Genomic DNA, 8,800 nt, shown 5'->3' on the forward strand with positions numbered 1-8,800 from the left:
ATAGGATTGGTATGGGGTGGAGGGGAATCGGCTCAAACCTTGCCGAAGGCTCAGTGCCTGAAAGAATAAGGTCTGGCCCGGTGGCAGACCAATAAACACATCACGAAATACAGGGAGAACGGGAAGACCCCTGTTCTCCTGGATGAATAACACATCAAAGCAAAACGTACCAGTGGGTGCTTAAGACCCGCTGGGCAGCAGTGTGGGATCTATGCATTGCAGGTAAGTACCCTGCTTGAAGAGCTGCTTGGACTCTTCAATATCCGGGGCAAAATAGCGGTCTTTGTCGTAAAAGGGCACGCGCTCACGGAGTTTTGCCTTGGCTTCTTCGAGTTTTTCCGTGGATTTCAATGGGGCGCGAAAATCCAGGCCCTGGCAGCCGGCCAGCATTTCCACCGCGAGGATACCGCAGGTGTTATCGGCCATGTCGCGCAGGCGGCGAGCGGCAAAGGTGGCCATGGAAACATGGTCCTCCTGGTTGGCGGAAGTGGGCAGGGAGTCCACGCTGGCGGGGTGCGCCAGGGATTTATTCTCGCTGGCCAGCGCCGCAGCGGTCACCTGGGCGATCATAAAGCCAGAGTTGACCCCGCCATTCTCCACCAGAAAAGGCGGCAGGCCCGACAGGCTGCTATCGATCAACAGTGCCATGCGACGCTCCGATAGGGCGCCGATTTCCGCCAGTGCCAGCGCCAGGTTGTCGGCCACCATGGCCACGGGCTCCGCATGGAAGTTGCCGCCGGAAATAATATCGGCGTTTTCCGGGTTTTCCTCGTCGGTGAACACCAATGGATTGTCGGATACCCCGTTGGCTTCGGCCAGTAAAACCTCTGCGGCAAAGCGCATCTGCTGCAGGCACGCCCCCATGACCTGAGGTTGGCAGCGCAGGGAATAGGGGTCCTGTACCTTTTCGCAGGACAGGTGCGAGTCGCCGATCTGGCTGCGTTCGCCCAGCAGGTTCCGATAAGCGGTTGCGACATCCCGCTGTGCCCGCTGGCCGCGAGCGGCGTGGATGCGGTCGTCAAAGGGGCGGCGTGAACCCTGGGCGGCCTCCAGCGTGATGGCGCCGGCCACCAGCGCACCCGCAAACAGGTCTTCGCTGGCAAACAGGCCGAGCAGGGCAAACGCGGTGGAGGCCTGGGTGCCGTTCAGTAGGGCCAGCCCCTCTTTCGGGGCCAGGGTAATGGGCTCCAGGCCGGCGCGCTGCAGGCCCTCACGCGCGCTCTTGCGCTCGCCGCGAATAAAGACTTCACCCTCTCCCAGCAACACCACGCTCATATGGGCAAGCGGCGCCAGGTCACCGGAGGCCCCCACGGAACCTTTTTCCGGAATGGCCGGGTAAATGCCGGCATTGACCAGCTGCATTAGCGCCTCGATCACCAGTGGGCGCACCCCGGAAAAACCCCGTGCGAGTGAGTTGATTTTCAGCACCATCAGCAGACGCACGGTCGCCTCATGCATAAAGCTGCCGGTGCCGGCGGCGTGGCTCAGTACAATGGCGCGCTGCAGTGTTTCCAGATCGTGTTTTTCGATGCGCGTATTGGCGAGCAGGCCAAAACCGGTGTTGATGCCATACACGGTGCGCCCCTCGGTAATGACCTGGGCGACGGTGTGGGCGGCGGCTTTGATAGCGGGGTAGGCACCTTCCGCCAGTGAGAGCCGAACCGGCTCGCGCGCAACCCGGCGCAATTGCGCCAGGCTCAATTGGCCGGGATCGATTTCCAGATGATACATATCTTCAGTCACCAAAATTAAAATTTACTCTGCAGTGCCGGTTAAACTGCAACCTGAAAAAAGTTGCCCGGGTGCGCCATTGTTGCGCCGGTACGCGTGTGTACTGCGTGAAAACATCAGTCACTTACCATGGGCAGATCCAGGCCCTGGGCGTTTGCACAGTGCTTGGCGCGATCGTAACCCGCATCGGCATGGCGCATCACACCGGTGGCCGGATCGTTCCACAGTACGCGCTCAATGCGCCTGTGTGCGGCCTCGGTACCGTCACACACGATGACAACACCGGCGTGTTGGGAAAAGCCCATACCCACACCGCCACCGTGGTGAATAGACACCCAGGTGGCGCCGGAGGCCGTGTTCAGCAAAGCGTTCAGAAGCGGCCAGTCGGATACGGCATCGGAGTCGTCCAGCATGGCTTCGGTTTCGCGGTTGGGGCTGGCCACCGAGCCGCTGTCCAGGTGATCGCGGCCGATGACAACCGGAGCCTCCAACTCGCCGCTGGCAACCATCTCGTTAAACGCCAGCGCCAGGCGCGCGCGGTCCTGGAGACCCACCCAGCAGATACGTGCGGGCAGCCCCTGGAAATGAATGCGCTCGCGGGCCATATCCAGCCAGTTGTGCAGCTGCGGGTTGTCGGGGATCAGTTCTTTAACTTTGGCATCGGTTTTGTAAATATCTTCCGGGTTGCCGGACAAGGCCACCCAGCGGAAAGGGCCGATCCCTTCGCAAAATAACGGGCGAATATAGGCGGGCACAAAGCCGGGGAAGTCGAAGGCATTTTCAACACCTTCTTCGAGAGCCATCTGGCGAATATTGTTACCGTAGTCTAGTGTGGCGGCGCCGCGCTCTTGCAGTTCCAGCATGGCTTCGACTTGAATGGCCATAGACTGCTTGGCTGCCTTTACGACTGCCGCTTCGTCTTTTTTACGCATTTCAGCAGCGTATTCCAGAGACCAGCCTTTGGGCAGGTAGCCATTTAACGGATCGTGTGCGGAAGTCTGGTCGGTCACCACATCAGGCAGGATATTGCGTTGGACCAGCGCCGGAAAAATATCCGCAGCATTACCCAGCAGGCCAACAGAAAGGGCCTGATTGTTTTTCTGTGCCTCCTCGATCATCTGCAGGGCTTCGTCCAGGCGGGTGGCTTTTTTATCGACATAGCCGGTGCGCAGGCGGAAATCGATACGAGTTTCATCGCATTCCACCGCAATCATACAGAAACCGGCCATGGTTGCTGCCAGGGGCTGGGCGCCGCCCATACCGCCGAGGCCGCCGGTGAGAATCCACTTACCACTGGCAATGCCATCGAAATGCTTGCGCGCAACTGCGGCAAAGGTTTCGTAAGTGCCCTGAACAATGCCCTGGGAGCCAATATAGATCCAGGAGCCAGCGGTCATCTGGCCGTACATTGCCAGGCCCTTTTTATCCAGCGCGTTAAAGTGCTCCCAAGTGGCCCAGTGGGGCACCAGGTTGGAGTTGGCGATCAGCACACGCGGTGCATCGGCGTGGGTTTTGAAGACCCCTACGGGTTTGCCCGATTGCACCAGCAGGGTTTCGTCGTTTTCCAAACGCTTTAAGACCTCGACAATTTTGTCAAAGCAGACCCAGTCCCGGGCGGCGCGGCCGATACCGCCGTACACCACCAGGTCTTCCGGGCGCTCTGCCACTTCCGCATCCAGGTTGTTCATCAGCATGCGCAGCGGCGCTTCGGTCAGCCAGCTTTTGGCATTCAGTTTTGTGCCCCGGGGTGCGCGGATATGGCGGCGGGGGTCGTGGCGTTTCTCGGTAGACATGGTTTCCTCGCAAAAAATATCTGGTAAAAACTGTACGCGCCCGGCGATGGTGTGCCGGTTTTTTCCGGGGCGCTCGGGATTAGTCCATCACTAGAATCGCAGTTGTGCCCCCAGGCGGTAGCGGTTGCCGGGATGCACAAGACGCGCAAAACTCACGGTGCCCGCGCTGCTCTTGGTGCGCCGCCATACCTGCAGGCAGGCTTCGCCGGCGGAAATTTCCAGGGCACAGGCGATGGCGGCTTCCGCCGCGATGGCCTCCACGGTGGTGTCTGCCTCTGTTAAGGGCGCAACCCTGGAAAGATAGGCGTTGGGGGTGGTACTGGCGAAATCCTGTTGCAAATATTCCGGTGCCAGAGCCGGGTTGGTAAAACGTTCCTCCCACTGGATCGGCACCTCGTTATCGCAGTGCACAATAATGGAGTGGAACACTTTTGCCTGCTCGGGCAGCCCCAGCGCGCGAGCTATCTCGGCGCTGGCCATGCTCTGTTGTGCCAGCAATATACGATTGCTGTAGCTGTGCCCGCGCGCAGAAATCTCATCGGCAATATTGCGTACCTCCAGTAGGGAACCGGCGGGGACCGGCTCGGCGACAAAAGTGCCGAGTCCCTGAGCACGCATCAACACCTGGGCATCGGTCAGTTCACTGAGGGCGCGCCGCGCAGTCATTCGGCTGACGCTGAACGCCTGCGCCAACTGGTTTTCCGAAGGCACCTGGGAGTGTACCGGCCATGCACCGCTTTCTATCTGTTGGCGGATGTGGCGTTTAATGGCGGCGTAACGTGGCTCGCTTGTGGGATTCATAGGCTTAGGTGCCGTGCTGCATAACTTGTATATGGTTGTATATACAATAAAGAAGATAGCTACTATGATAGCCGGTAAGGTGACTGTCAAGCCGGCGGCATGGCCTGTATGCTGCTCACCCGAAACCCACCCGGTTCCGGGCGGGCCATCTATGATTTAAAAAGGAAAAGCGCGCCGCTCAATCACCTATGATACAACGCTGTGACTTGCTGATTACCAATGTTCATGCCGCTACCATGGACCCCTCCATGGCGGGAGCTTACGGCGCCGTCGAGGATGCCGCGGTCGCGGTGACCGGTGGCAAAGTTGTCTGGCTGGGACCGCGCCGGGAACTGCCGCACTGTGCTGCGGATACAGTCATCGATGGTGAAGGCCAGTGGTTGACCCCGGGTTTGATCGATTGCCACACGCACCTGGTATACGGTGGCCACCGCGCCTCTGAGTTTGCCCGCCGCCTGGGGGGGGAAAGTTATGAAGCGGTGGCCCGCGCCGGCGGTGGCATTATTTCCACGGTGCGAGCCACCCGGGCGGCCAGCGCCGAGCAGCTGTACCGCCTGTCGGAACCGCGCCTGCAGGCACTGATGTCCGAAGGGGTCACCACGGTGGAAATCAAATCCGGTTACGGCCTGGACTTGGATACCGAACTCAAGCAGCTGCGCACCGCCCGTCGATTGGCCCGACACAACCCGGTGGAGGTTGTCACCAGCTGCCTGGCGGCCCATGCCCTGCCGCCGGAGTACGATGGCCGCGCGGATGAATACATTGACCTGATCTGCGAGCAAATATTGCCGGCGGTGGCGCGCGAGCAGCTGGCCGACGCAGTGGATATGTTTTGCGAGACCATTGGTTTTTCGGTGGATCAGTGCCAGCGCGTGATTGATGCCGCCGGGAAACTCGACCTGCCGGTGAAGGTGCATGCCGAGCAGTTGGCCCGCACCGGCGCCACTGCCATGGCCGCTGCGGCCGGGGCACTTTCGGTGGATCATATTGAGTTCATCAGCAATGCCGATGTGCTGGCCATGGCCGAGAGCGGCACGGTAGCGGTTTTGTTGCCGGGGGCTTTTTACACACTGCACGAAACCCAGGTGCCCCCTGTGGACAGGTTGCGCGAGGCCGGGGTGTATATGGCCCTGTCCACCGACCTGAACCCGGGCAGTTGCCCGATTGCCTCACTGCGTCTGATGATGAACATGGGCTGCAACCTGTTTGGCCTCACACCCGCCGAAGCGTTGGCCGGTGTAACCCGCGCAGCGGCACGGGCGCTGGGGCTCTGCTGCTCCCGCGGCGTGCTGCGTGTGGGGTTGCGCGCGGATATGGTGCTGTGGCCGATGGATACCCCGGATCAACTGGCTTATGAAGTGGGCGCATTGAAGCCCGCACAGATTTTCCTGGGGGGCAGAGATGTTACAACTGGCTGATATGCGCCTGTGGAGCGGCCGCACGGACACAGAGGACGGCCGTGCGGGAGAGCGCTGGCACCAGCGTATTTCGCCCCTGCAATTGGACAATCCCCCCGGCATCGCCGTTCTCGGCTTTGCCTCCGATGAGGGGGTGCGGAGGAATAAAGGGCGTATTGGTGCGGCCAAGGGCCCGCGCATCCTGCGCCTGGCTATGGCCAATCTGCCCGCCACCTTTGATCTGCCGTTGTACGATGCTGGTAATGTGCGTGTGCAACGGGAAGACCTGGAGTCAGGGCAATCCCTGCTGGGGGCGCGGATCAGTGAGTTGCTGGACAACGGCCACTTCCCCCTGGTGCTGGGCGGGGGCCACGAGGTAGCTTTCGGCAGCTATCAGGGCATCGCACGCTGGATGCGCGAGCAGCATCGGGAAAAGACTCTGGGTATTATCAATTTCGATGCCCACCTGGATTTGCGCATTCCCGCCCCCAAGGGCTCTTCCGGCACCCCCTTCTATCAAATCGCCGAACAGTGCGACATCAACGGCCGCCCTTTCAACTACCTGTGTGTGGGTGCAGCGGATAATGCCAATACGCCGGCACTGTATAACCGCGGGGATGCGCTGGGTGCCGAGGTGATTCGCGACCGCGAAATCAATTGCCGGAATCTCGATAATGTCCAGGCTCAGATTCGCACCTTTATCCACAGGGTGGATTTTGTCTATCTCACCGTGTGCCTGGATGTACTGCCCGCAGCGGTAATGCCCGCTGTCAGCGCACCCTCCGGCCGCGGCGTGCCCCTTGAGCTGCTCGAAATACTGCTGGATACCGTGCTGGACTCTAATAAGGTCTGCCTTGCGGACATGGCAGAGTTCAATCCCTACTTCGATATTGAAGACCACGCCGCGCGCACGGCCGCCCGCCTCGGCTTCCAGATGGCCAATGGAGCCGCGCGCGGCCGCCAACCCGACTAAAAAAAGGGCTGAACGTAAAACGCAATGTGGCAGCAAAGCGCTGCTGCCACTGGTTGAGAGCGCCCACCGGCAACACTTGGTGCCACCGGGTGAAAGTCCGCAAGTGTAGACCCAGTCCAGTGTGTGGCATTGGGGGTTGTACAAACTGCCCCGTGTGTACCCATTGTCTTGCGCAGCGGTGAGAGCACTGTAAAACAGTGCATCCATCCGGCACAATTTTGTAATGTTTTCCGTGCCACCGATACAGTAGTCCCTGTAGATAATGGAGCTAGCGGTGGAACGGCGGGATCAATTATTTCAGCAGGCACTGGCGAGTTACGCCGAGGGGGTTTCCCGCGTTGCACGCAGCTATGTGCGCACTGCTGCGGAACAGGAAGACCTGTTACAGGAAATCTGGCTGGGTCTGTGGCGGGCCCTGCCTGCATTTCGCGGCGAGGCCAGTCTCAAGACCTTTGTCTACCGCATTGCCCACAACCGCTGCGTCACTGAGCTATCCAGGCGCAAGCCGCACCATAGTGGCGAGGAAGAGTTGCTGAATCTACAGGATAGTCGGCCCGGCCCGGCCGAGCACCTGGCCGCACAGCGGGACTGGGAGCGTTTGCTGTATATGATTCGGGGATTGCCGCTGGGGCTGCGCCAGACTTTGACGCTGCGATTGGAGGGGTTGAGTTATGCGGAGATCTCCGAAGTCTTGGGGATCAGTGAATCCAATGTTGCAGTGCGCCTCAACCGCGCGCGTGCGCGGCTGAATGCATACATGGGTGGAGGTGAACAGTGAACGGCTCAGATTCCGACAGCCAGTGGCAGGCGTTGCTGGGGCTCTGGCGGCAGCAGCCGGTGCAAACCGTGGTACCGACAGCCATTTTGCACTGGGTGCGCCGCCAGGAGCGGCGTATGCGCTTGGTGATGCTCTCGGAATGGCTGTTTGGCATCGCTATGGGATTTTATGCGGTCACAACGATACTGGCAAAAGACCGACCGGATAGCGCTCTTTGGTTGGTTTTTGTCTTGTCCATGCTGGCTTTGGCCATGGGATTTTCACTCGTTAACCGCCGTGGGCTTTGGGCGCCGCTGGAGGAGTCGGCCAGGGCCTATGTAGATCTCGCCCTGTTAAGGCTACGGCGCAAACGCCGCGAAGTGCACTTTTGCTGGTTATTTCTGCTGATTCAAACGGTTATTATTTTGGGATGGCATCTGTCCTCCCTCTATGGCGAATCTCCTGCGCCCCTTATTCATGATCCACACAAAGCCATGTTAACTCTGTTGGGGTTTATGGGCTTTATGGTTATTTACAGCCTCTATGTTTACCGGCGCACCGCGCATGAGAAAGCCGCATTGGAGGGGCTGCAGAATAAGTATTTAAATTCATTGTAAGAAAAGTTTAAACACGGAGACTGTTGATAAAAGTAATTTAACTTCAAAGAAGGCGCAGTCGAACATGTTTACGAATCTCGATCAATTAATCGCAAGTATGCTGGAAGTCTTTAGCGGAATCAGCCTTGCCAAGGGGGTTATATTTATTGTTTTGTTTCTCCTGGTGTGGTTTCTGCCAAGTGTCGTTGCGTTTTTTTTTAACCGCAGAAATTTTGGCAAGATTTGCCTGGCAAATATTCCCGCGCTGCTTTCCTGGGTGGCCTGGTTCGCGCTCCTGGCCTGGGCCGTAAGTGGAAAAGTCGGGAAAAATCCAGGTTCCGGTGCAATAGGCTCGCGAAGCCGGGCTGCAGACGCACCTGCAGTGGAAAGGGGCTAGTGCCCCCGGCTTGTTAACAGCCTTTGCACGATTCTCGCTGAAAAGCGCCATCAAAAATTCCTTCAGAGAAAGCGCTTGCCAAGCGGTCTTGTGCAGCTATAATGCGCGCCACTTCAAGCACAGCCAGAGCGGGCTGGTTGAGGTTGGGAAGGTGCCTTAAGCGCACTTTCGGTTTTGGCGGAGATGGCTGCGAGAAAGCACTTGCTTCGGCAGCCCGGATGTGTAGAATACGCGTCCCGCAGTTAGGGCCTGGCGCCCAGCTGAGTTGTTTAAAAATTTGATCAAGCAATATGTGTGGGTGCTTGCGGATCGGTGAATCGATACAACGATTTATCGGAAGTAAGTAACTCATGTC

Annotated in this window: 9 protein-coding genes; 5 read left to right on the forward strand and 4 right to left on the reverse strand. The window is 58.8% G+C overall.

Annotated elements, in window-relative coordinates; translation table 11 throughout:
• Positions 1-180 precede the first annotated feature (180 nt).
• The 3 genes from hutH to hutC all read right to left on the reverse strand — a co-directional run bounded on the left by hutH (position 181) and on the right by hutC (position 4,325).
• Positions 181-1,731: a histidine ammonia-lyase gene (hutH, locus tag ACL7TT_RS15450; protein ID WP_413396734.1), complete on the reverse strand. Its 1,551-nt coding sequence runs from the start codon at positions 1,729-1,731 to the stop codon at positions 181-183.
• A 116-nt stretch (positions 1,732-1,847) separates the two neighbouring features.
• Entirely contained in the window at positions 1,848-3,524 is a 1,677-nt protein-coding gene (gene hutU, locus ACL7TT_RS15455; protein ID WP_413396735.1) for a urocanate hydratase, read from the reverse strand.
• A gap of 90 nt (positions 3,525-3,614) precedes the next feature.
• Positions 3,615-4,325, reverse strand: a complete 711-nt coding sequence (gene hutC / locus ACL7TT_RS15460; protein ID WP_299944786.1) for a histidine utilization repressor — start codon at positions 4,323-4,325, stop codon at positions 3,615-3,617.
• Between the two features lie 188 nt (positions 4,326-4,513).
• On the opposite strand from hutC, the gene hutI reads away from it, so the two are divergent.
• The 5 genes from hutI to ACL7TT_RS15485 all read left to right on the forward strand — a co-directional run bounded on the left by hutI (position 4,514) and on the right by ACL7TT_RS15485 (position 8,445).
• Entirely contained in the window at positions 4,514-5,743 is a 1,230-nt protein-coding gene (gene hutI / locus ACL7TT_RS15465; protein WP_299944788.1) for an imidazolonepropionase, read from the forward strand.
• Positions 5,727-6,695, forward strand: a complete 969-nt coding sequence (gene hutG / locus ACL7TT_RS15470) for a formimidoylglutamase (RefSeq protein ID WP_413396737.1) — start codon at positions 5,727-5,729, stop codon at positions 6,693-6,695. The genes hutI and hutG overlap by 17 nt, the downstream gene beginning before the upstream one ends.
• 274 nt (positions 6,696-6,969) lie before the next feature.
• On the forward strand, positions 6,970-7,473 hold the full coding sequence (locus tag ACL7TT_RS15475) for an RNA polymerase sigma factor (protein WP_413396739.1): 504 nt from the start codon (positions 6,970-6,972) through the stop codon (positions 7,471-7,473).
• Entirely contained in the window at positions 7,470-8,069 is a 600-nt protein-coding gene (locus ACL7TT_RS15480) for a hypothetical protein (protein ID WP_413396740.1), read from the forward strand. The genes ACL7TT_RS15475 and ACL7TT_RS15480 overlap by 4 nt, the downstream gene beginning before the upstream one ends.
• 97 nt (positions 8,070-8,166) lie before the next feature.
• On the forward strand, positions 8,167-8,445 hold the full coding sequence (locus ACL7TT_RS15485; protein ID WP_413396743.1) for a superinfection immunity protein: 279 nt from the start codon (positions 8,167-8,169) through the stop codon (positions 8,443-8,445).
• A gap of 13 nt (positions 8,446-8,458) precedes the next feature.
• Here ACL7TT_RS15485 and ACL7TT_RS15490 read toward each other — a convergent pair.
• Positions 8,459-8,800 (reverse strand): hypothetical protein (locus ACL7TT_RS15490; protein ID WP_413396741.1); only part of this gene is annotated, 342 nt, incomplete at its 5' end.

Origin of the sequence: Microbulbifer jejuensis (assembly GCF_047289955.1) — a bacterium.
In the GTDB taxonomy this organism is placed as follows: domain Bacteria; phylum Pseudomonadota; class Gammaproteobacteria; order Pseudomonadales; family Cellvibrionaceae; genus Microbulbifer.